Genomic DNA, 21,137 nt, shown 5'->3' on the forward strand with positions numbered 1-21,137 from the left:
ACAGTTTTCAGGTGGTGGATGCCGAGGTGTGCAGAGCCTGGGGAATCACGCCCGGAAATCTGCTCAGTGCCCGAGCCACCCGCACCTGGGCAGCCGAACGGAATGGCGAGCCGTACATCGTCCAGCGTTTCCCCTTCGCCATTGATTATCAGCTGAAGGTGGCGGCAGCTCTGCGCGAGCGGGGCTGGCCGACCCCGCAACCGGCGCGTGAGCCGCTGACCGGCGAGAACGGCGTCTGGGCGCTGTTTCACCGACTGCCCGGCGAACCTGCCCACACGCTCGATCACCGGGCCCGGGGAAGGCTGCTCGCCGAACTTCACTCGGATGCCCTCGCCACCGGCATCACCGACCAGCGTGAGGGATGGACGGGGCCCGCCCAGCGGGTCGCCGATCCCGAGCTGGAGAGCTGGCTCCGCCGGTACGAGAAGTGCAGTCCGCAGGCCGGGACGCTGCTCCTGAGGTGCCGTGACGCCGCACTGGAATGGTTCACGGCCCATCCGTCGCCGGAAGCCCCGAGCGGTGTCATTCACGGTGACTTCACCCCCTGGAACCTGCTGTACAGCGGTGGACAGCTGACGGGGGTCCTGGACTTCGAGGGAACGCATCACACGTTCCAGGTGGCCGACTTCGCGTTGTCCTGGCGCGGCCACCAGGACGACGTTCTACGCGGCTACGACGAGGTGCGCCCGCTGACCGACGCGGAGTGGAATCTGATCCTGCCGGTCTACTGGTCCTGGTTGCTCCTCGGGCTCACGGCGCTGCCGGTCGAGAAGGCCGACCTCCGCTGGCAGGTGGATCATCTGCACCGGCACTCGCCGCTGTTGGCCGGCAAGACCGGTCGGGGCGGTCTGTTCAATCATGGACGACGATGAGGCCGGCCCGGGCTCCTCGTTGTCCACAAATTTTGGGCAAGGCTCATGACCGGTGCGTCATCGACCGATCGCCCACTGTCGAGATGGGGAGGAGTGCAGGGCTCAACGGGTGTGGTTTTGGCCTCGAAGCGGCACCAGACCCGCGAGTAGCCAACCATTCGGCCTACCGCACGGTAATCTATGGGTGGGATTGCGCCCCGGTCGGCTGCCGACCGGTCTTCCCTCCCCTAGCCTGAGGGGCGGGTCGGCGTCGTCCCACGGGCCTCTAGCTCAACCGGCAGAGCAGCGGACTTTTAATCCGCGGGTTCGGGGTTCGATCCCCCGGGGGCCCACCACTGCAAGTTACATAGCGCCTGACCTGCGAAAACGGACTATTGCGCAGGTTGCCCCTTGAGGCGCCGAGGCAACTTTGCAGGTCAGCGAGCTGGCACTGGGTTCGTGCGCAATTAGGTCTTCGGCCGGGTGGCGACTCTTCGTGAGCGCCAGGAGAGTCTGGCAAGGCAGGGTCAGCCGAGGACAGCCGCCTATTGGAACGTTCGCGCCCGAGCGGCAGCACGGTGGGCGCGGGTGAGGAGGTCTGGCTGTCGAGGGGCAGGCAGTGCTCTCCGGCGGTGCGCGAACGAGATTGGCACCCCCTGGAGCGCGGTGCTTCCTTGGTGGTTCAGTCGCGCCAGGTCGTCAGTTGCCACCACTGGTTGATCCAGAGATTGATCAAGCGGGGCGACTCGTTGCTGGGGTACCCGCGCCACCGCTCGCTGATCGCTAGCCAGCGACGGTCGGGGGCCGCGTCGATTGCGCGGAACGAGTCACGGGTGGCGGACCGGAGTACAGCCCTGGGTCCCGCCGACGACCCTTGCCCGCCCTGCCTCGGTGGGCGGCGGGTGCGCATCTCAAAGTAGGGCTGCTCGCCCTTGCTCTTGGTCTCGATCGTGCCGGCCAGACCGTGGACAGCGAGGGGGTAGCCGTGCGCGAGGCTCCTGTGGAACGCGGCGGTGATGTCGGTTTGCGCGTCGACGCAGAAGTCCTTCCAGGCGATCGTGGAGCCTTGATGGCGAGCTTGGAACCGGCCGGCGGCCTCTTCGTCGTCCTGGTAGTTCCTCAGCAAGGCTGCGATCCGTGCGGCGCCGTTCAGGACGGGGATCAGCTTGCTGCGTGACGTGTCGGTGCTGATCTCACGGTAGATGGATGAGCTCTGGCGCCTTGTGGTGGCAGGTTCTGAGGGCGTCTGCTGGTTGAGGTCAGGCAGGAGAAGTTCGTAGTAATCGCCGGCCCGCTGAACGGCACCTCGGTGGTTTCGGGCGATCTCGTTGGCCCGGGCCCGGAAGTCGAAGGGGCATCCTGGGTCGTGTTCGGTTCCGGGCTTGAGGAAGAAGTGTGGGCTGACGCTGATGGTGCCGCCCTCGCTGCGACGTTGGTGCCCCCGCCGAGAGCTGACGGGGGCAGGACAGCCGCCGCAGTGCAGGGGCAGGCGGCCATCGAACGGCCGCGGGGTCTCGTCGATGGTGTCTCGGCCATGGCGCGTTCCGCGGGAGTCGATTGCTACGGGTATGCCCACCACTTCTGACACGCCCGAAACCTCCCCAAATCTCGCGTTGTCGAAAGCCTGACATATCAGCGCATGGCTTGTCCCCGCAGTCCAGGCGCGAAACTCTGGCCGGGCCCCGAACTCGGGGCTTGATGAACCGAACCGTCTCCTCCGAGTCTGGGGAGACCTCTGGAGCAGTAGCGCCCTCATGGCTCACGCATATCAGCAGCACCACTTTGCGGAACTTCCTTCTCAGGACTTCCAACCAGCATCCGGGCCTGACGGCGCGAGCGTGGCCAGGTTGCGGCGAATGATGGACGTATAATCGAAGATTGGATGCCTTGCGCAGGTAAGGGGTTTGGAGACACCGCAATCCTGATGGCTCGCTGATTATCTGCGAAGGAGTGCCCCAATGATCTGGCCGACGTTGTGAGGATTCTGGCCGATGCTCCAACGAACGACTTCCTCGAATGAGCGATTGGAACAGGATCGCTGCCGACTTGTTCGCGCCGACAGCACCCAGGCCGGTGCTGCTGTCAATTCGGTCGGTTCGCGAGGCCATTGAGGACGTACTGATGAGCGAGACACGTTCTAATCTCGACCTCATCCTGTCCGATGAGTTGAAGCTGGCTTGGCCGCACCCGGCCAGCCTGGACGAGGTTGCTCCCGAGCTGACCAAGCGCGAGCTGATCAGGGCCTACACGCCGGGCTGGACGCTGGCGCAGCTGATCGCTCTAAGTCGACGCATCGTCGTCGATCTCGCGCTGAGCGCGGATCTGTCGCGGTTGCGCGCTCTGATCGATGCGTACGCCCAACGGGGCGGAGTGGGGTCACCGGCGAAGAACCTCATCTTCGCCGCCAACGGCCCCAAACCCAAGCTCGTACTACGTGATGCCGTCAGCAACGATGTCGAGATCACCGAGAACGGGCAGTACTGCTTGGTCTTCGAGAAGCCGATCCCGGCCGATGGGTTGACCTTCCAGCGGCTGATCGACTGGTGGCGTGAACGTGAGGAACTGCAGCAGATGAGTGACCGGGACGTAGGCCTTCATCTGCATGACCGCCTTCTGGCCAGCCTAGGTAACAACGGTGCCGAGCGGCTCTTGTTCGACACCTACAGCCGCCGCTACAGGACGCACGGCTTCGACATCCCGGCCCTGATCCCACAGGTCTACCTGCACTACGACCCCTACACCCGCGCAACCAGAGGTGCTGCGAGCAGTCCGCTGATGCGGCAACGGATGGACTTTCTGCTGCTGTTCAGCGACCGCCACCGCATCGTCATCGAAGTCGACGGCCGCCAGCACTACGCCGACGACACGGGTCGAGCCAACACCACTCTGTACGCCGAAATGATGGCCGAGGACCGTCGACTGCGGCTGGCCGGCTACGAAGTCTACCGATTCGGAGGGAAAGAGCTGGAAGCCCCCACCGCAACGTCGATGCTGACGTCCTTCTTCGACGATCTTCAGCAAAAGATGGCCTGAGTCCACCCTTGCCGCCGGGCTGCGCCGACGGTGAGCGGGCCGAAGGGCCGGGCGATACCGCACAGGGCCGCCGGAACCGCTGCGGCGAGGTCCCGTACAGATTGGGTGTCAAGCCGCCGGCCACTGAGAGACCAAGAGGCCGAGCTCATTTGGAGTGAGATGGGTCGGTCCGACTGCCGGGCACGGCGACGAGGATGATGTCGCCGTTGCCATCGAACTAAGGCCGATCCGTTCTGTATTGCTCGATGAACGGCTGCCAGGGAGTCCGGGTCCTGTACCTATTTTGGCATGCCGCCCAGGACGTTTCAGTCGCCTGCCCTGTGTAGCCAGCTACTCCGTATGGGTCTAGGGAGCGCTCTTTTGTACGCCATCTGGGTCACTCATTGCGATAACCGCACAGGTAGTTCCCAGGTTGTGGTCACCTATTCGTCAGTCGAGCGATGTGGCGAGAGCGGCGATGAAAGGAATTCGGGTGCAAGTCCGGAAGTTTGTCAGCAGTTTCGTAGTCGCGTTGACAGCTGCGATCTGCCTTGTAGGGCCCAATGTGGCGCTCGCGCCTAGCGCGGCAGCGCTTGCACCCTCCCCTGCATTGGTTCCCAATTCAGTACTGGCAACCCTAGGTGAAGGGGCCACGGCATGCACAGCCTTAGGCCCGTGTTCGGCGGCTGCAGTTCCCTTGGCCGTAGCGGGAAGTGGTTTCGTAGCTGGCCTCGCGACTGGTACCGCCGCCGTTGAAGGCGTGAAATTCGCGAAAGAAAAGTGGTTCACTTTCCACCCAGAAGGCCAGGGCGGTGCCAACGGAATCACCAGCAACGTCATGGACTTGTCTCTTCACAATTTCACTCGCGATGCAGGTGGCTGGCCAGCATTTGATGCCACCGAGACTTGGAAAATTTCTCCTCGCGAGCAACAGCAGTACTATGTCACTACATACGGGGCAGATAAGGAAGGCAATCTGTATTGGATGTGGGGTAGCACAACTGACGTTTCGGTAGATACATATCATGTTCAATGGAATAGAGACTCTTATATCCGCGACCCTTCGCAAATCACCGGGATCTATGTCTCGTTGCGAGTCCGGCAGACCGGAAGCTGGGTAACAGATGCCACGATCCCCGTGGAACACATCAAACCTGTATGGAAGCTTCAGGCGGATTACGTGTGCTCGGGGACGAATGGCGAAGAATCTGGAACCGTTTCGGGCGGGACGTTCGACTCGGCGCCGGTAGCTCCGGAGTTCGCGCCCAATGTTGACTGCGCCAATGGTCAATACGTCACCGCTTGGCATGCCTACGTTGATGGCCCTAACGGCAGATTTGACTTGTATAACTGGAAGGCGAGCTCGGCTTTAACCGACCCGGCTGGAAGATATGCCTCCTGCTTGCGGTTGGCGGGAGGTAGCGACTGTTCTCTTCAGCGGTCCACTGATGGAACGCAGCAGATCTGCATGTGGGGAAATATAGCCGTCCCGCTCAGCGACTGTGATTTCGCGGAGGTCTTCACGGCTTTGCAGCAAAAGAAAACCCGCGTTCAGCAATATGGCGAATACCGACTCGCCGAGGATGCTCAAGAAGAGGCCTACGCGGCTGCTGATACATGCCTCGCATATGCTACGGTCCAACAATGCAAGAATCTCCCGATCTTCATGCCCGGATCGGACGTGTTTGAGGCTGCCCAGCATGATGCCTTCGCTATTTTAAATAGCAATCAGCCTGCACAGCTGAGTTATGCTGAAACTACGGAGAGGGCCCCCGAAGGGTGGTATCAGTCTCAATATCCGTGTACGGACAAAATCGCGGGTGAGCATTGCGATGAATACCCCTTCCGCAGTACCTTGGAGGGCGGCCCCGGGGCCTCGCTCAGGAATATTCCGGGTGACGCTAATAGTAAGGAGGGGCGCTTGTTGGGTTATTTCTTCAAGGTTTGTTCGGTGAACGTGGATAACCGCCCCTTCCTCGTGATCCCCCTGGAAGGTCCATCCGGAGCCTCGTACGGTCACCCGTCACAGGCATGGTGTCAGGACGGAGCATGATGAGTGAGCTGACGGTTCTTCTTGGCAGGCTCGAGGAGCAATGGAGGCGCAACGGTCTGCCGTGCTCAGACAGGGTGCGGCCGGGGTTGCCGACGGCGCAGATCGAGCAGGCGCTGAGCGCGTGGGAGATGGAGCCTTCCGAAGAGGTCGTGGACTGGTTTGCCTGGCACGACGGCGGTGTTGGAGAGGCCTGGGTCGCGGCTGGATGGCGTCTGCTGAGCCTAGAAGAAGCGTTCGAGCACTATGACACACATGTCACCGCTGAACTTTTTGAAGAGGAGAATGGGGGATGGTTCCCCTTGGCCCAGAATCCTGGCGGGGTGGCTCTGGTGGCTGACTGTCGAGGGCCGAGGTCCGCTCGTTCGGAGGTTGGCACGGTGGGCAAGGTGCCCGAATTAGCGCCTGCGGAGTTCCGGGTCGATTCCCTGACCACGTTAGTAGGCTGGTGGGTCGAGCAGTTCGAATCTGGTGTATGGACCGGAGGCGGTGGAAGTTACGATTCCATCGTCGTTCATCGCACTCCGGAACAGTCCAAAGCCCTGTCGAGGCGGATGACCCACGAAGGATATGTGCGATGACGGTGGGTTGACCAACCTGCGTCTCGTGATCGTCCATGTTCTCGGGGCGGGCCCCGCGTGCGGGCAGACGGCGGGATCCGTAGTACGGCCCGGTTGCGTGTGAGGAGCATGGGGTCGTCGTCGACGGGGTCAGCACGAACTCGATCGCGGCGATCATGGCCGGTTCATCCAGCTGGGGCCGGCCAGCGCCGTGCCACCTCGTCCGCATCGAAGTCCGGATTATGCAGGGTTTTTGGCGTCCATTTGGGGGCTCCGGCCGATTAGGCTCCACCCATGACGCACAGCCACAACAGTCGGGCTGTCCGGACCTCTGATCATGCCCGCGACGACCGCGCTGCTGCTGCTCGACGCCGTCCCGGCTCGGCGCACCGGCACTGCCAGCGGTGTGTTCAGTGCCAGCCGTCAGGTCGGCGGTGCCTTGGCCGTGGCTGTCTTCGGCGCATTGCTGGCCACCCCTGCCGGGTTCGGACACGGCCTGCGGGTCGGCCTCGTGCTGGCCGCGGTGATCTCCTGCCTCGCCGCCGGCGTGACGGCGCTGCTCAGCCCGCGCGTTGGCCCTGGCCGATCAGATGGCTGCCAGCCGTTGAGCGGGTTCCTGCGCGGGGACCGGACCGTCACCGGGCAGCTGTACAAGCGGATGGTCTCGCTGCGGACCTGCCCCCTCAGCAAGAGGGTCAACCGATCCTTCTCATCTATAGATCCGAAGACGCCAAAACGACTTGATTCGCGCCCGAGGGGCAGCTGGAATTCTCCTGTGTACCCAGGCTCGAAAGTCTTGGAAGAGATCGGACGAATCGCAGTAGCGGCCAGTCGGCTTGACGCGGCGATGGGGCGACTCTGGTCCCACCTGGACCGCAGCCTCGATCCGTCCAATTGCCAGCGCGCGTCCGCATCAGTGCAGGCGAAAGAAGTCCGGAAAGCAGCCGAGGTGCGCCTGGTCGGCACCATGCGCGACGAGGTCCTCGGCGCCGCAGACAAGGCGAGAAGTGCGAGCGGGCGACGTAACGCCCTGATGCACCAGGAATGGCTGATTCGCGGAGATCATGTCATGCGGCCGGTCAGTGACCTGCGTCGTATTCCTGCCGAAGAGATGGAAAGCTACTTGGAGGATTGGGCACGAGAAGCACGCGACGCAGAGCGCTGGCAAATTGCCGATGGCCGTTCTCAGGCCATCGGGACCGCCCAGACGCTCGGCGAGCTGACGGCCGTTGAGAAGGACCTTCGCGACGCGACAGACCACATCACTCGTCTGACGTTCGCTGTAGCGAGTTCAAGGGAAACTGGATCGCCTCCTGGCTACCAGCATCCGCAGCGAACTTCCCGACCAGGTCAGGCTGACGCCAGAAGAAGGATGCCAGACCGCCGCTGGCGGCGGCCTGGCCCGCACATCCACGTCACCGCCGGTCGCGGCGGCCAGATCGAGCAGTTCCTCGCCGCAATCGACGATGGACTCCCGAAGCCGGCACGAGATCTCGGGATGATCCCGCGATGCGTAATGAGAGTCTGTGGACTACCGAGTATCAGGCTTCCGCTGTTCCGGGAAACCGTCCGGATGTTGCTGCCACCATGCGGCGATCAGCGCCGACAACGCGCGCACTGCCGCGTCGTACTCGGCCTGCGTCATCGTCTGCAGGTCTACCTGGTCCACTCGCAACTGCCGAGCTACTTCACCCATGGCGGGAACGTCGACACCGCCGCCCATCACCCTGAGCCTCTCCCGCCAGCCAGCGCACCCCATGTACTCCGCCCATTCCCACAACGGGATGCTGCATAGGCAACGGGCTCACGCGGTCGGTAGGGGCGTCCGTCTGCCTACCGGCCGCGCGAGCCCGCATGAACGTCGTCGGCGGGGTGATCAGGCGCCGAACTGGCGCTTTGCCACCGCCCGGACCGCAACGACAGGCCCCGCTACCAGCACAAATGGGTTCGTATGCTGACTAATTAGGCCCACATAGAAGCAGGCCAGAGCGTTCTCGCTCTGGCCTGCTGGCATGCAGGGGACTTTTACGGTCCCTTTTCCCGGCTGCCGCCGCTCTCCGGCTCCTGTTCGTGACACTCGGAGTGACGTTCCGGGTCACCGAACATGGAGCCGAGGACGTCGGCGGTCTGCCGGTCGGTCAACCGCCGGCCGAGGTAGCGATCCTGGGTCATGCTCACCTTGGAGTGCCCCAGCTGGTCACTGATCTTGCGGGTGGACACGTCGGCGTCGTCGAGGAAGCTCGCCACCGTCTTGCGCAGCGTGTGGCTCACGAGCCCGGTCATCTGCGCGTCGTCCCGCACCTCACGCCAGACCCGGCGGACGTTGGACGGGTCCCGCCAGCCACCGAGCGAGTCAGGGAAGATCGGCTCGACATCCGCCCCGATCCGCTCCCGGCGCTCCTTCAGCATTGCCACGGCCCAGGCCGGCAACGGGATCAGGCGCTCTCCCTGCTCACCGGTCTTGGTCGAGGGCAGCCGCAGCAGGCCGGTTCCCGTCTTCCGGACCAGCCGCCAGGCGATGTCGACTGTCTCGTCCTCCAGGTCGACCTGGGACCAGCCGATAGCCAGGCACTCACCGATCCGGCACCCGGTCGCGAGCATCATCCGGGTCAGGTCCGGCAGGTCCCACGTGCGCGCCCGTTCGCTCGACTCCAGAGCATTCAGCCACTGCTGACGCTCCGCCGCCGTCAGGGCCCGAGGACGCCGCTTCGGCCTGCTGTCGATCCGGGCCACCTCACGGACCGGGTTGAACGTCACCGCACCGTGCCGGGCCGCGTACTTCATGATCCCTGAGATGACGATCTTCGCGGTTCGCGCCCGGCCGGTCGACTTCTTCTTGATCGTGTTCAGTGCCCGGTCCGCCACCGGGATGGTCACCTCACGAACCGTCAGCGATCCCAGCGCCGGCTGAACATGGTTGCGGTACACGGATTTGTACGTGTCGTACGTCCCCGGACTCCGGACTCCGTCATCGACCGCCCGCAGCACTTCGGCCAGCCACAGATCGGCCACCTTGGACACCTTCGTGGAGGGGGTGACCTCCGATCCCTGTGCCGGAGTCTCGCGGTCACGCAGTGCTTCTTTCAAAGCCCGCTCAGCCGCCGTCGCGCTCTTGCCCGACCGCTTGACCTTCCGTACCACCCCGTCCAGGTCCCGATATTTCGTCCGGGCCACCCACACACGACCCTCCTTGCGCGTGCTGATGGTGCCGGCCGTCCCCAAAGGCAAGGAAGGGCGCGGCATCAGGCCACCTCCGTCCCGAGCCCGTCGACCCAGGCCACGACGTCTTCTGGCACGTACCGCAGGTACTTGCCCACTTTCCGGGCCGGAGGGCCGCCACCGGTCGAGCGCCAGGAGTACAGCGTCTGCACCGGGACCTGGAGATATTCAGAGACGTCCGTGACGCTCCAGAGAGGAGAGATCCGTCGAAGCCGGTCGTTCACGCTGCACCTTCCGTGGTTTCGAACATATTGCGGTGGAGTGGTTTCGGTGGCCCGCCGTTCCTGGCCGCCTCGTAGGCCGAGCGCCACGTCTGGCGCTGACTGATGGCATGGAGCAGTCGCGTTGATAGTGGCGGTAGTTCGTTGGGATTGACCGGTTCCCAGACGTAGCGGTCGCTGGTCTTGTCTGCGCGTGTGGCGTCGTCGGGGTCGACGCCGAGCAGGGCCAGGACGAAGGCGCGACGTTCGTGGCGGTGGTCGGTGAGGGTCTTGCCGGACCATTTGCGGCTGACGAGGACGCGTCGGCCGCCGTAGCCGAGGTTCTCGCGGCGGTGTGCCTTGCCTTTACAGGATCCGGGAACCATTCCGGGACGGGCGTTCTTGGGCTGGATTCCGTAGCGCAGCCAGTTCGGACAGGTGGGGGAGCAGGGTTCGAACTTGAGTGCGTGGACGAGGCGGTCGATGTGGGCGGTCACGGCGGCTTCGGTGTTCTCGCCGTGGGCGGTGCCCATCGCCTTGGTGAGGTACTTCGCCAGGTAACCGACCCGGCGGTCGGCGTCAGGGGAGCCGGCCAGCAGACCCTGGATGTCGGACTGGGCGCCGAAGCGGACCACGTGCTGTGGTTCGAGGTCGTCGTCGGCGTCGAGGTCGTCGAGGGCTTCGCCCCAGGTCGGGAGCACTTCGGCGGTGGTCGGGTCGAGGTAGCCGGCGGGTTCGGCGGCCGGGGTGCCGGCCGGGTCGGTGGCGTCGGCGTCTTCGTCCCAGACCGGTAGCTCGTCCTCCCGGACGTAGACCGGGGTGTCGGCGGTCGGCCACCACACCTGGTGGTAGGTCGCGGCGATGACCTGACGGACCAGGGTGCGAGGGATGGTGCCCCGGATGGCGATGTGGGCGTGCGGTGCCAGGCGGCGCTGTGGTTCGACGGTGGCGAAGTACTGGACTTCGTAGCCCGCGACGCGGCGGAGGTTCTGCACCAGGCGATCCATTAGTTTCGGGAAGTGGATCGCGTCCCGGGCGGCGCGGCGGTAATCGTAGTGGCCCGGATCGAGCGGGACGCCGGTGCGGCGGTCGACGCGTCCGTAACCGGGCAGCGTGACCGTGACGAACATCGAGGGCCGGTAGACCTGCCCGTTGTTACCGGTGAAGGTCTGTCCCACGGTGGTTTTCGCCATGGCGCGCTTGGGGAGGTCGGGTGCGTCCTGACGCCGGCGGGTGGATCGCTTGCGGCGGGTGCCGGACGGTGTTTCGCGGTCGAGGGATCCACGCACGCCGAGGTCGCGGAGTTCGGCGTCGATGGCATCGAGGCTCTCGGTGGCGGCTTCGGCGGCGTCGCGGTCGCCGAGGTGGAGGAATTCGTCGCGGGCACTGGTGACGTCGGCGCGGATAGCCACGAGATCTTGTTGTGCGCCGTTGGAGGGATCTTCGTCGGGGATGGGGTCCGTCTCGGCGTGCCATCCGGCGCGGCACTGGTGCACGCGCAGGCGCCGGGCGCGTTCGGCGCAGGGCAGGCACTTGGATTCGAGGGTGGCGCCGCAGGGGACGTCGACCAGGGTCACTTCGCCGGTGTGGGTGTCGGTGACGCGTTGCGTGATGGGACGCACGCACACGCCGTGGGCGATGGCGACGTCTTCGGCGACGTGCAGGGCGACGGGCATGCGGGCGCGTTCGGCGCGGCTGTTGCGGGTCAGGTTCGAGATCGAGGTGCCCAGGGGCTTCATCGGGTCAGTCGTCAAGGTCGTGCTCTCCCTTCGTCCAGTACCGGAACGGGTAGACGTCCGCGACAGTCGACTTCTCAGAGCGTGTTTCGGTGCCCGGACGGTAGATGTCGTCCATGTCAGGGTCGAGAGAGCCGGGGAGGGTGCTGGTGGTCCAGGCCGTGTTGCCCGGGGCCGGCCACCGGTTGGCCATGTCGGTGATGTCGGCATCGGTGAGGTAGGAGAAGCGGACCCGGACCGGTTCGGCGGCGCCCTCCACCCGGACGTAACCGATGCCGGGCAGGCCAGCCGGGATCAGGTGGCAGGCCGCTCCCCGCTCCAGCGCCCCGTCCCCGAGGACCATGTCGACGTGGGAATCCTCGGACAGTCGCAGCGCGATCCGGTAAGTGAACAGGTCCCGGAACGGCAGCACCTCCTTGCGCGGATCCTGGAGCGCCGCCACCACGCTGTAGCCCACGGCGCGCCCCTGCGAGAGCAGAACTTGCAGTGCAGAAGCCACTTTCGCCTTGACGTCCTTGGGGGCGTAGGCGGTCAGGAAGGCCAGCTCATCGACCAGGATCACTTCCAGCGGGTCATCCTCGGACGGGACGAACACCCGCAGCCCGGCGGCCTTGAGACGCTGCTTGCGAGCGTTCATGTCGGTCACGGCCCGCTCCAGCAGAGCCACCATCGCGGTCAGGTCCTCATCGGCGTACTCGGCGAACAGGGCCCGGCCGGGGAACAGTTCCATCCCGCCCTTCGGGTCGACCCCACGCAGCCGGACCGTGCCCGACCGGACAGCCGGGGCGAGGGAGCGGACGATCGACCACACCGCCGAGCCCTTACCTGCTCCGGAGGCCCCGGCGATCAGGACGTGCCGGCCCAGCAACCACAGCAGGAACAGCGCCCCGCTCTCGGCCAGGGCCACCGGCAACGCATCCAGCACCGGCGTCGGGGCGGGATCCAGCGGTGCGACGATCCGGCGTAGCGGGTCCTTGGCGTAGAAGAGCACGCGCACGCGCCCAGGACCGTCTTCGATGACGCTGCACCGGTGGGCGCCGTACACGTGACGCAGGCCCTCGGCCCGGGCCGCCACGTCCGCCGGAGTCTGCCCGTGCAGCAGCCGAAGGTGAAGCGTGTCGACCACTGCCGTGGAACGCACCCGGGTGACGGCCGGTACGTAAACCTGCCGCTCGGGCGTCATCCGGGTCAGACCGGTGCCGTCCATGGCGGGGTGCCAGCGGCGCCGGTACTTCGTCGTCCACCGCCACACGCCCCGCGCCGGTTGCGCGACGGCGGTGCTGAACGAGGCCGGCCACCGGTAGGCCCATGCCAGGCCCAGGGCCATCCACCACACCAGCACGGTGACCGCCTCCAGCCGCCCGAACCGGGCCCAGACCAGCAGCAGAACCAGCAGCGGCAGCGAGATTCCCCAGTACGTGAGGGCGTGGCGCACCAGCCAGGCCACGGCCCGTGCCGTGTGCCGGGCGAGGAAGAGCGGCACGGTGACCCACAGGGGCACGACGTAGCGCTGTCGGGTGGTGAGGCCGGTGCCGGCCAGGTCTTCCACCCGCGTGCCGTTGACCAGCATCAGAGGTTGCTCCCATCCGTGGGGTCGTCGTAGTCGGCCGGTGCCAGGTCGAGATCGCGGCGCAGGCCGGCGAACAGTTCGCGCAGCTTCGCCAGGCGTGTGTGGTCGGGGATGTCGCGCTCCGGGTCGAACCAGACGTCGGCCCGGCCGCTCGCGTAGCAGGCAGCCAGTAGCTTGTCCCCGTCGCTGTTCACAGTCCGCCGCCGTTGTGGCCGGCGAAGGAGATGAACCGCCCGCCCTCACCCCGCAGCGGGAGCGCGACCAGGTGCGCGCACTCCGGGCACTGGCCGAAGTGCAGCCGCCCGACCGGTTTCACGTCACCGCACGTGCGGCACGGTTTGGCCAACGGCCCACGACGCTTGTTCTTGCCACTGTTGGAACGCATTTCGAACCTCAATCCTGGGACCCGCGTGAAGCTCTGCAACGGTGAAAAGAGGGCCCCGGCCCGGTGCGAGGGCCGGGCCGGAGCCGGGATCACATGAGCGTGAGCGCCTGCACTACGACGTCTGACGCGAGCGAGCCGGGGCCTTGAAACCCGTTGCCCGGTAAGCAATGGCCACCCGAGGCTTGGCCCGGTTGGAGTCCAGGTAGGGGATGACCTGCAACCCCTCGAACTCCGCCGGAGCCATCAGCCCGGCCGGGGGAACCGGCTGCACATCGGCCGGGATCTTCACCTTGATCTCACGCCGACCCTGCTGCGCGGTCGGGTCCAGCAACGAGACAGCCCACAACCGCTGACCGGTCTGCTTGTCGAGTTCCTGCGGATCGGCATTCCCCGCCTTGCGCTTGTCGAAGTCCTCCACCGCGTCCACCGAAAGAATCAGCACCGGCTGTGTGAAAACATCCTCGTGACGGACATTGATACGGCCCTCAACAGCCATTCTTGCGACTCCCGTTCTCGTCATCCAACCGCCCGCTTCCCGGCCGTTCCAACGAACAGCGGAAAAGCTTTCCCTGCGGCCTCAGCTCTGTCTGAACTGCGAGAACATCGTGAACCGCTTGGCAACCGCGCTTCAACGCTTATGCAGGCGCTACAAGAGCGACTTAGCAATTTTCAGGCATGCTTGATATGGCCCGGCGAGAAAAATAGACACACTATGCATGGAGCCAGAAAAACCGGGATCGCCGACGCCGGAAAGGCTCGCAACGGCCGTTACTATTCCGGCATGGCTGAGCGGGGAACGCCATCGGTGTACACGGCCCGAGGGCAGGTAGACGGCGAGGACTGGCCGGCGGTTGCGGCCGCGCTGAACGAGCGGATGGCAGCGCGCAGGATCGGCCAGCAGGAGTTGGCCCGCCTGTCGGGGGTTTCGGTGTCGACCCTGCGGATGCTTCAGCACGGCGCCAGCCGCCGGGTGCAGAACAAGACACTCGAAGCCATCGCCCGTGCCCTGGACTGGCCCGAGGACCACCTGATCGACATCCTCGTAACCGCGCACCAGCCAGCCTCTCTCCGGCAGCCGCACGACGAGCCGACCGCCGTGGTGCTGTCCCGGATCGAGTGGCAGTTACGCGATGTCAGCGATCGCCTGGCGCGTGTCGAGAGCTACCTCCAGGCGGAACAACCGCCCGGGTCAGCGCCAGGCCGCTGAGCTCAGCCCCGCCGACGTGAACGTCACGAACATGACCCAGGGCGTGAAGCCGGAGAACGTCACCGAGGCGACCCCCGGCAGCTGCACGACGCCGACCCGGGCAGCCTCTCGCTGATCCCCCGGCGGATCGAGAAAGACCGCCAGACCCGCCCGCCCGTTCGCCGCGCGCGGCAGCGGCGAAGCCGCGTGCACGGTGATTCCCCGCCCACGCAGCAGGTTTACGAGCTCATCGGCGTCCATTGGCCACTCCCACACATGCGCACAAAACGAAGGTGCCCGCGTGCGCTCTCCCCCGTCGGAGCGCACGCGGGCGGTCTGAAACGGGTGCGTGCCGGCTTCCACTTGCCCGGTAGCGACCGGCACGCACCCCGGCGTTGGCATCGGCTCAGCAGAGGGAGGCTGACCGGAACCGCAACGCCGCTCCCGCACCGCTCAGCGGCCGGAAGTCCTCTGCCGGGGAATCACCGCCACTCCCAGCGCCTTCCCGGCCCAGCCCCAGGTCAGCCCGCGAGAACGGACCCGTTCCCGTTCGACCCTGCCCCCGGGTCGGCTTCGGTGATCTCCTTCACGCGGTCGTGGCACATACACAGGTTTCACAGCTTCCTTCTGCGCGGAACTCCGTTGGAGCCGGCCTCGCCCGGGGACCGCGTAGGTCGACCCGGGAAAGGCCGGTGGAACAAGCCTGATTCGTGATCAGCGCCACGGAAACGCACGCCCTGCCTATGCCAAGCAGCGCTGAGAACTGGCCCCGATCGGCCCGGCCGAGCGGTTGCCGAAAGCTCTCCAAGCGCGCAAGCGCTTGAAAACCGTCATCCCCGTCATACAGGGTTGACTTGGGCGCGGTAACCTTCCGGCTACCGATCGCAACGCCGCTAGGTCGCCTTGGGCGAGGGGAAGGTGCGCATGTCCGCAGGACCGGATTACACGGTGTCGGAAGACCTTCTAGTCCGTGCGGACTTCCAGCAAGCCTGTCGGGAACGCGACTTCGGTCAGATGTTTCGCCTGATGAAGCAGTGGGACGGTGTCAGCCAGGACCGGATCGCCGCGCCCATCGAAGGGCTCACCCAATCGCGCGTCAGCCGCATCGTGCGGGGCGTCGACCGGGTGGTGAGCGTCGGCGTGATCGAGCGCATCATCGACGGCCTTCACATCCCGGGCAGCTTTCTCGGGTTGGCTCCGCGCCGGTGGGAGAGTCAGGAGGCCAACCGGACCGTCACGGCGTCCGAGCCTGTCGTCCCTGTGTTGCCGCCCCGGCAGAACATCCCCGCCGCGTCCCCGATCGGTGAACTCATCGATCGGCAGCTCGACGTCACGCTCGACGTACATCCGGACGGTCGCGTCGATGTTCACCAGGTGCACCATCTTGAGAACCTCGGAGACACCCCGGTCACTGGTCTGACCAGGCAGGTGTGGTTCAAGCACGTGGCCGGACCGCTGAAGGTCGAGGCAACCGAGAGCGACCGGAATGTCTTCATCAAGACCATCCACGACGTGGGTGTGCAGGTAAAGTTCTCGGCCCAGATCTTCCCGGCGATCAACCCCGGCGAGATGGCTACGGTCGGATACACCTGCATCGGTGGCCAGTTCCTTGACGAGTTGTACTGGCGTCAGACGGTTTTCCTTCCCACGCAGCAACTTCGGTTGCAGATGCGGCTTCACGGGGTAGAAGCTCTTATCGGTTGCTCAGCGGTTGAAGAGCGCACCGACGGCTTGGAGCTGACGGCGACCGAGAGTCTGACCTTGGCCAACGATGGGAACGGGACTGTGATCGACCTGAACCGCCGCGACCTGCGGTCCAACCAGAGCGTGACGCTGCGATGGGATGTGCCCCATGAGACTGCGTGATCAGGTTGAGTCCCTCGTGCGTTCCTGGGGAGCCTACGAGGAGAGCCGTGGTGGCCGGCAGGTCATCGACTACGACTGTGCCCCCACCGATGAACCGGTGACGCCAGCCAGCAGCCGCCTGGATGTGTATGACCAGCTCACGGCCCTGAACCAGCAGGCCAAGGCCGATGGCGACACCAACGTCGAGCAGACCACCCGTGCCCATCTGGCTTACCTATCCAGCGTTCTGGGGGAGCGGCCCGAGCTGGACGCGTACATGCGAGCGACGCAGGGATGCGGCACGGCCGGCTGGTCCGAGGACTACATCGTCTCCCTGGGGGACAAGGCCCGGAAGGCGTACGCCGATCTCGGTGTGAGCTGGGGGCCGAAGCTGGCTGACGAGGTGTTCCAGCTGGAGACGCCGATGTCGCTGGAACGCGCGGCCGAGCAGGTCATCGTTCTGGCCGACGAGGCCGAGGCCGCCGTGCGTGAGCTCACCGGGACCACGGCCACCTACTCGGTGAACGTCGAGGTCGTGGACATCGACGACTACTGGTCGTTCTGGGTGGACGGCGCCGGTCATTCCTCGCGGTTGCGGTTCAACAAGCGCACGGCCGTGTTCACCGAGGCCGGCCTGCGGTTCTTCGCCCAGCACGAGCTTCTCGGGCATGCGTTGCAGTGTTCGAGCTTCGCGCAGACGGCGGAGAAGGAGGACGTCGACTGGGTCCGGACGCTGACGGTGCACCTGCCGTACCAGACGCTTCTGGAGGGGTTGGCGACGGCGTGGCCAATCTACACCGAGCCCGACAATCAGCCGCTCATGGCCAAGGCCAAGCTCAATCACTACATGCACCTGGTGCGCGGTGAGGTGCACCGAGCGATCAACGCCGGATTCCCCCTACGCGACATCGCCGACCACGTTCTTGCCCGCGCCCCGTGGATGAGCCTGGACCAGGTCGGCAACCTGCTGTCCGACCGAGGGACCGAGCCGCTGCTGCGGTCCTATCTGTGGTCGTACACAGCCGGTACTGACTGGTTCATGCAGCTCGGTGAGCAGGCGGACGCCGAGACGATCAAGAAGGTCCTGGCCGCTTGCTACCACCGGCCCATGACGCCGACCGAGCTTGCCGAACTGTGGCCGGCCGGTCCGACGTTCGGCGGTGACGGGGCTCCGATCGTGCTGCGTCGCCCTGAAGCGGCTTGATCCCAGCGTCACCGTGATGAGGTCAGGAGACAGAGAGGTGTCTCCTGACCTCAGTCTTTGCCGTCGATGAGCGGTTGCCGAACAAACCACCGGCCACGCCGAGGCGGGGAGACTGCATGACCGGCTCACCAGCCCTACGACGAGGGCGCCGGGTGCTCACCCCGGGCATGCGGCACCTCCGGCGCCGACCCGGCGCGGCACCCGGCAACACGTCGCCAGCTCATGCGAGGCACTGCCGAATTACTCTCTTCTGGATCAAGGTCCGACGGCATAGGCCGGAACGTCGGGAGCGTCCCATCCCACGGACCAGAACTCGCCTTCGACACCGCCTGCACGGAGAATGCCAGAGCCTGATTTGGCAACGTCCCTGGACCATGCAGCCGACCACTCAACATCATCATTGTCGGTCACATATGCGCAAACTACCAGGTCATCTGGATCGGTCCCCGTAAGCGCCTTTTCGTAAAAAGCCTTTCGCATTGTGTAGGTTCGAAATCCACGATCCTTCATACGAAGGACTTGTACGGTCCGATGCGCGTTCTTGGCGCCACCCCATGTGAAGCGCAACCGCTCGCCATTCACGGGCGCTAGCGCGCATCCAAGTTGCGCCCTCAAAACTGGTTCGATGAGCTGCCAAAGCTCGAGATCCGTCATCTTGCCGCCCCCTGTCGATGATGCCATAGATCGGCTCGAGGCAAGTCCAGCTTAAACATCGAAGGGGGAGAGAACGTCGACCTGATGCAGCACATTCTGGGACAAAGATACCTATTCGGGGCCAGATTCGTTCGGTCTTCGTCCCGCCTATCAAGCGAGGAGTCGCACGGCGCTACGCCCGATCGTTGCGTTTCCTAAATTACTAAGGCTTAATTTTTCGCCGCGGCGGAAGGGATTTACCTTGTTCAAATAGCGTCAAATAAGCAGCATACATCCTTCGCGCTACGAGAATGAAGATCAACATCAGATAAACGCTTACAGCTACACCCATGGCGCTGAGGACGATATTTATGTTGTCCGATGCTTCTTTTCTTATGGCGGTTGCCAGGACAAATATTGCCGCATCTGCACCCGCAAGCACGCTGCCGACCAGAGTGTGAGCGGCTGCTTCTCTGAATTGCCGGGCTACCGACGAACTTTTCGTGGGACTGTCAGGTTCATCCAACCGCATACGCATCGCAGTCAACTGCGTGAAAGCGGCAAATAGAACGCCCGCTAGCAGAGTCACGGCCGCAACAAATGTTCCCACGTCACCGAAGGACCACTGTTTCCAGAGCATGACCCCGGCCGACCCCAGCGGTAATAGGATCAGCACCGCGCTTGCGACGTAGTCAGGATTCCCCGTTCTCACATCAACAAGACTGCGCCAGTGATCGCGGAAAAGAATGCCTAGGCTAAAGCGGTCGGGCATGACTAGTCCAACTCTGAGTCGGGATCGTAACTGCGGAGAATCCCCCGGGCAGTCGAACCTACAGCTTGAAAGAAGTCAGAATCTGGCACCCAGATATCGCCAAGATCGTAAATGAATTCCGTGATGTCGTCTTGCGGGCGGATTTTCCGCGAACGCCCAGTCGCAGCCGTAACCTGAAGTTCTGCGTCATCAAAGGAAATATCCACAGCTCCCCCTATTGCTTCATCGCGGATTTCCGTAGCAATAGTGGTCAATTCTTCAGTTGAGTAGTTCGTCTTTCGCTGTGTCCAAGCAATCGCGCGCTCCCGCAAGGAGCCGACAATGTCTTCTTTATCGCTCAAATTTATCTTCAAATCAACATCGTGCCGCTTTGAGATGCCGTCACGGGACACCCTGTACTTGACAAGGTTAACTTCAGGAATCATTCCATTTCGAATAAAGTCCGATACGGCATAGATATCGGCAACGCTATCTATAAGCTTTAGCTTCCCTACGTCCACCGCAAGCGTGTTCAAGCTTCTGATGATCTTGTCATGAGGACAACTTCGACCACGGACTTCAACGCCCAGCATCGCTGTTGTCCCAGTTCGCGGGGTAACGAGAACAGATCTGAAAGGCTTAGCGTTGGCAAGGCCATCAATATCGATGTCTTCTTTTTGGCCCGACGGATCGATCGCTAACCCTTCATCCACCGCACCATAGCGTAGGCTCATTCTCAATTCTTGACCGATCAGAGAAGAGTCGGTAAATCTCACCACCGTTCCTTCATTTCGGGTGAGCGTCGATCCCGGGAAGGTCGGAACGGGCTTGACATACACAAAATCATCGTTCAATTGGGGCTTCAATTTCGAGTCCGCGACGATTTCGTACCGCTGGCCATCCAAATTTCCGAAGTCCAGGGGGGTGCGCTTCGTTCCATCGGTGATGTTGAGAACAAAAAGCCTGTAACCAAACCGTGTCACGACTCTCCTTGTGTCCATGAAGGGAGACTACGACCGACCACTGACAGACTACCGTGCGTAGCAGTCTTCCTCTGGAACTTCGCTCTCTGATCCGACTCAGACTTCGATCAGCGGCCTGTGAGATGGAGGCAAGTCCACATCCGGAACCTGGCTAGCAGCCCCTGACTGCCACCCACCGTAACCATGGCCTATAAGTTCCAGGATCTGTGCAGGGCGGCGCTAGGGTACGCGCGCTATTCGAACAACGTTGATAACGTCGCCTCTGATCTCGTAAAGGACGCGATAGCGGCCTACGCGTATCCGGCGACGGTTATCTGATCCGAACGTGAAGGAATCAGTCGGCCGGGGATCGTCGACAAGTTCATCGATGGCCCGCAGCGCCTCGGCCAGCCCCTTCGGGTCATCGGCCAGGAACGCAGACGCCTGAGCGGTTGCTTGTGCCTCGACGATGAGCTTGTAGGTCACCGCTCCAGACCAAGTTGCTCCCGAACCTCATCCATCGTCATGTACGACGTGGTGCCGGCCGCCTCCCGAGTCTCCCAGTCCCGAAACGCCGCCAGATCCTCCGCGTCCTCCAGGGCTTCCTGACTGGCCGCCTCCTCCAGCGCCCGCAGACGCAAGAAGTCAGCCATCGGGACGATCACCGCGCTCTCCCCGCCGAGGTGGATCACGTCGTACCCGGCCCGGACACCCGGTGACAGCTCCGGCCCCGAAGCGATCGGCTCAGCACTCATGACCAAACGGTACGACAACCAACCCCCGAACCACACTCAGTAGACTGACCCCAGCGCCATACGCCCCTGACCAGGGCAAACGAGGCGTGTGTCCCACCCGTGTCCCGGGAGCCGCCCACCGGCCAACGTGCCCAGCTCAGCCCCAAGATCATGCGACGCTTCCTAAACCGCGTGTCGGGTACGCGGGCTTGAACCCTGTCGTCGGCATGTCGCCGACC

Annotated in this window: 21 protein-coding genes and 1 tRNA gene; 9 read left to right on the forward strand and 13 right to left on the reverse strand. The window is 64.1% G+C overall.

What is annotated here, in order from left to right:
• Window positions 1-11 precede the first annotated feature (11 nt).
• Window positions 12-872 (forward strand): phosphotransferase enzyme family protein, encoded by an 861-nt coding sequence (locus tag KIH74_RS29685; RefSeq protein ID WP_214159683.1) that lies wholly within the window; start codon window positions 12-14, stop codon window positions 870-872.
• 259 nt (window positions 873-1,131) lie between these two features.
• Window positions 1,132-1,207 (forward strand) — tRNA-Lys (locus KIH74_RS29690).
• Between the two features lie 326 nt (window positions 1,208-1,533).
• Here KIH74_RS29690 and KIH74_RS29695 read toward each other — a convergent pair.
• Window positions 1,534-2,439, reverse strand: coding sequence for a hypothetical protein (locus KIH74_RS29695; protein ID WP_214159684.1), 906 nt, complete (start codon window positions 2,437-2,439; stop codon window positions 1,534-1,536).
• Window positions 2,440-2,972: 533 nt separating this feature from the next.
• Here KIH74_RS29695 and KIH74_RS29700 point away from each other — a divergent pair.
• The 4 genes from KIH74_RS29700 to KIH74_RS29715 all read left to right on the forward strand — a co-directional run bounded on the left by KIH74_RS29700 (window position 2,973) and on the right by KIH74_RS29715 (window position 8,268).
• Window positions 2,973-3,884 carry a putative endonuclease domain-containing protein gene (locus KIH74_RS29700; RefSeq protein ID WP_214159685.1) on the forward strand — a complete coding sequence of 304 codons (912 nt, stop codon included), beginning with the start codon at window positions 2,973-2,975 and terminating at the stop codon, window positions 3,882-3,884.
• A gap of 739 nt (window positions 3,885-4,623) precedes the next feature.
• The gene (locus KIH74_RS38995; protein ID WP_214159686.1) at window positions 4,624-5,916 is read left to right on the forward strand and encodes a NucA/NucB deoxyribonuclease domain-containing protein; all 1,293 of its coding nucleotides are present in this window, start codon (window positions 4,624-4,626) and stop codon (window positions 5,914-5,916) included.
• Window positions 5,913-6,494 (forward strand): SMI1/KNR4 family protein, encoded by a 582-nt coding sequence (locus KIH74_RS29710; protein ID WP_214159687.1) that lies wholly within the window; start codon window positions 5,913-5,915, stop codon window positions 6,492-6,494. Before KIH74_RS38995 ends, KIH74_RS29710 begins: the two co-directional genes overlap by 4 nt.
• A 316-nt stretch (window positions 6,495-6,810) precedes the next feature.
• Entirely contained in the window at window positions 6,811-8,268 is a 1,458-nt protein-coding gene (locus tag KIH74_RS29715) for a hypothetical protein (RefSeq protein WP_214159688.1), read from the forward strand.
• 230 nt (window positions 8,269-8,498) lie between these two features.
• On the opposite strand, the gene KIH74_RS29720 is transcribed toward KIH74_RS29715, so the two are convergent.
• From KIH74_RS29720 to KIH74_RS29750, 7 genes are all read right to left on the reverse strand, one after another.
• Window positions 8,499-9,647 carry a tyrosine-type recombinase/integrase gene (locus tag KIH74_RS29720; protein WP_214159689.1) on the reverse strand — a complete coding sequence of 383 codons (1,149 nt, stop codon included), beginning with the start codon at window positions 9,645-9,647 and terminating at the stop codon, window positions 8,499-8,501.
• A gap of 68 nt (window positions 9,648-9,715) precedes the next feature.
• Window positions 9,716-9,916 (reverse strand): helix-turn-helix domain-containing protein, encoded by a 201-nt coding sequence (locus KIH74_RS37135; RefSeq protein WP_214159690.1) that lies wholly within the window; start codon window positions 9,914-9,916, stop codon window positions 9,716-9,718.
• Window positions 9,913-11,646 carry a replication initiator gene (locus tag KIH74_RS29730; protein WP_214159691.1) on the reverse strand — a complete coding sequence of 578 codons (1,734 nt, stop codon included), beginning with the start codon at window positions 11,644-11,646 and terminating at the stop codon, window positions 9,913-9,915. Before KIH74_RS29730 ends, KIH74_RS37135 begins: the two co-directional genes overlap by 4 nt.
• The gene (locus KIH74_RS29735; RefSeq protein ID WP_214159692.1) at window positions 11,636-13,198 is read right to left on the reverse strand and encodes an FtsK/SpoIIIE domain-containing protein; all 1,563 of its coding nucleotides are present in this window, start codon (window positions 13,196-13,198) and stop codon (window positions 11,636-11,638) included. The genes KIH74_RS29730 and KIH74_RS29735 overlap by 11 nt, the downstream gene beginning before the upstream one ends.
• Window positions 13,198-13,392: a hypothetical protein gene (locus tag KIH74_RS29740; RefSeq protein ID WP_214159693.1), complete on the reverse strand. Its 195-nt coding sequence runs from the start codon at window positions 13,390-13,392 to the stop codon at window positions 13,198-13,200. The genes KIH74_RS29735 and KIH74_RS29740 overlap by 1 nt, the downstream gene beginning before the upstream one ends.
• Window positions 13,389-13,583, reverse strand: a complete 195-nt coding sequence (locus KIH74_RS29745) for a hypothetical protein (RefSeq protein ID WP_214159694.1) — start codon at window positions 13,581-13,583, stop codon at window positions 13,389-13,391. Before KIH74_RS29745 ends, KIH74_RS29740 begins: the two co-directional genes overlap by 4 nt.
• Window positions 13,584-13,695: 112 nt before the next feature.
• Window positions 13,696-14,025 carry a hypothetical protein gene (locus tag KIH74_RS29750; RefSeq protein WP_214159695.1) on the reverse strand — a complete coding sequence of 110 codons (330 nt, stop codon included), beginning with the start codon at window positions 14,023-14,025 and terminating at the stop codon, window positions 13,696-13,698.
• Between the two features lie 339 nt (window positions 14,026-14,364).
• On the opposite strand from KIH74_RS29750, the gene KIH74_RS29755 reads away from it, so the two are divergent.
• The gene (locus KIH74_RS29755) at window positions 14,365-14,790 is read left to right on the forward strand and encodes a helix-turn-helix domain-containing protein (RefSeq protein ID WP_214159696.1); all 426 of its coding nucleotides are present in this window, start codon (window positions 14,365-14,367) and stop codon (window positions 14,788-14,790) included.
• Here KIH74_RS29755 and KIH74_RS29760 read toward each other — a convergent pair.
• Window positions 14,773-15,030, reverse strand: coding sequence for a hypothetical protein (locus KIH74_RS29760; protein WP_214159697.1), 258 nt, complete (start codon window positions 15,028-15,030; stop codon window positions 14,773-14,775). The genes KIH74_RS29755 and KIH74_RS29760 overlap by 18 nt on opposite strands.
• Before the next feature lie 663 nt (window positions 15,031-15,693).
• On the opposite strand from KIH74_RS29760, the gene KIH74_RS29765 reads away from it, so the two are divergent.
• Both KIH74_RS29765 and KIH74_RS29770 read left to right on the forward strand, forming a co-directional pair.
• Entirely contained in the window at window positions 15,694-16,635 is a 942-nt protein-coding gene (locus KIH74_RS29765) for a helix-turn-helix domain-containing protein (RefSeq protein ID WP_214159698.1), read from the forward strand.
• Between the two features lie 16 nt (window positions 16,636-16,651).
• Window positions 16,652-17,818 (forward strand): hypothetical protein, encoded by a 1,167-nt coding sequence (locus KIH74_RS29770; RefSeq protein WP_214159699.1) that lies wholly within the window; start codon window positions 16,652-16,654, stop codon window positions 17,816-17,818.
• Window positions 17,819-18,674: 856 nt separating this feature from the next.
• Here the strand turns inward: KIH74_RS29770 and KIH74_RS29775 are convergent.
• The 4 genes from KIH74_RS29775 to KIH74_RS29790 all read right to left on the reverse strand — a co-directional run bounded on the left by KIH74_RS29775 (window position 18,675) and on the right by KIH74_RS29790 (window position 20,919).
• Window positions 18,675-19,223, reverse strand: coding sequence for a hypothetical protein (locus tag KIH74_RS29775; protein ID WP_214159700.1), 549 nt, complete (start codon window positions 19,221-19,223; stop codon window positions 18,675-18,677).
• Between the two features lie 2 nt (window positions 19,224-19,225).
• Window positions 19,226-20,203, reverse strand: a complete 978-nt coding sequence (locus KIH74_RS29780; protein ID WP_214159701.1) for a hypothetical protein — start codon at window positions 20,201-20,203, stop codon at window positions 19,226-19,228.
• A gap of 201 nt (window positions 20,204-20,404) precedes the next feature.
• Window positions 20,405-20,650, reverse strand: coding sequence for a type II toxin-antitoxin system RelE/ParE family toxin (locus KIH74_RS39000; RefSeq protein ID WP_214159702.1), 246 nt, complete (start codon window positions 20,648-20,650; stop codon window positions 20,405-20,407).
• On the reverse strand, window positions 20,647-20,919 hold the full coding sequence (locus tag KIH74_RS29790) for a hypothetical protein (RefSeq protein ID WP_214159703.1): 273 nt from the start codon (window positions 20,917-20,919) through the stop codon (window positions 20,647-20,649). Before KIH74_RS29790 ends, KIH74_RS39000 begins: the two co-directional genes overlap by 4 nt.
• Window positions 20,920-21,137: the final 218 nt, after the last annotated feature.

It is taken from the genome of Kineosporia corallincola (genome assembly GCF_018499875.1).
In the GTDB taxonomy this organism is placed as follows: domain Bacteria; phylum Actinomycetota; class Actinomycetes; order Actinomycetales; family Kineosporiaceae; genus Kineosporia; species Kineosporia corallincola.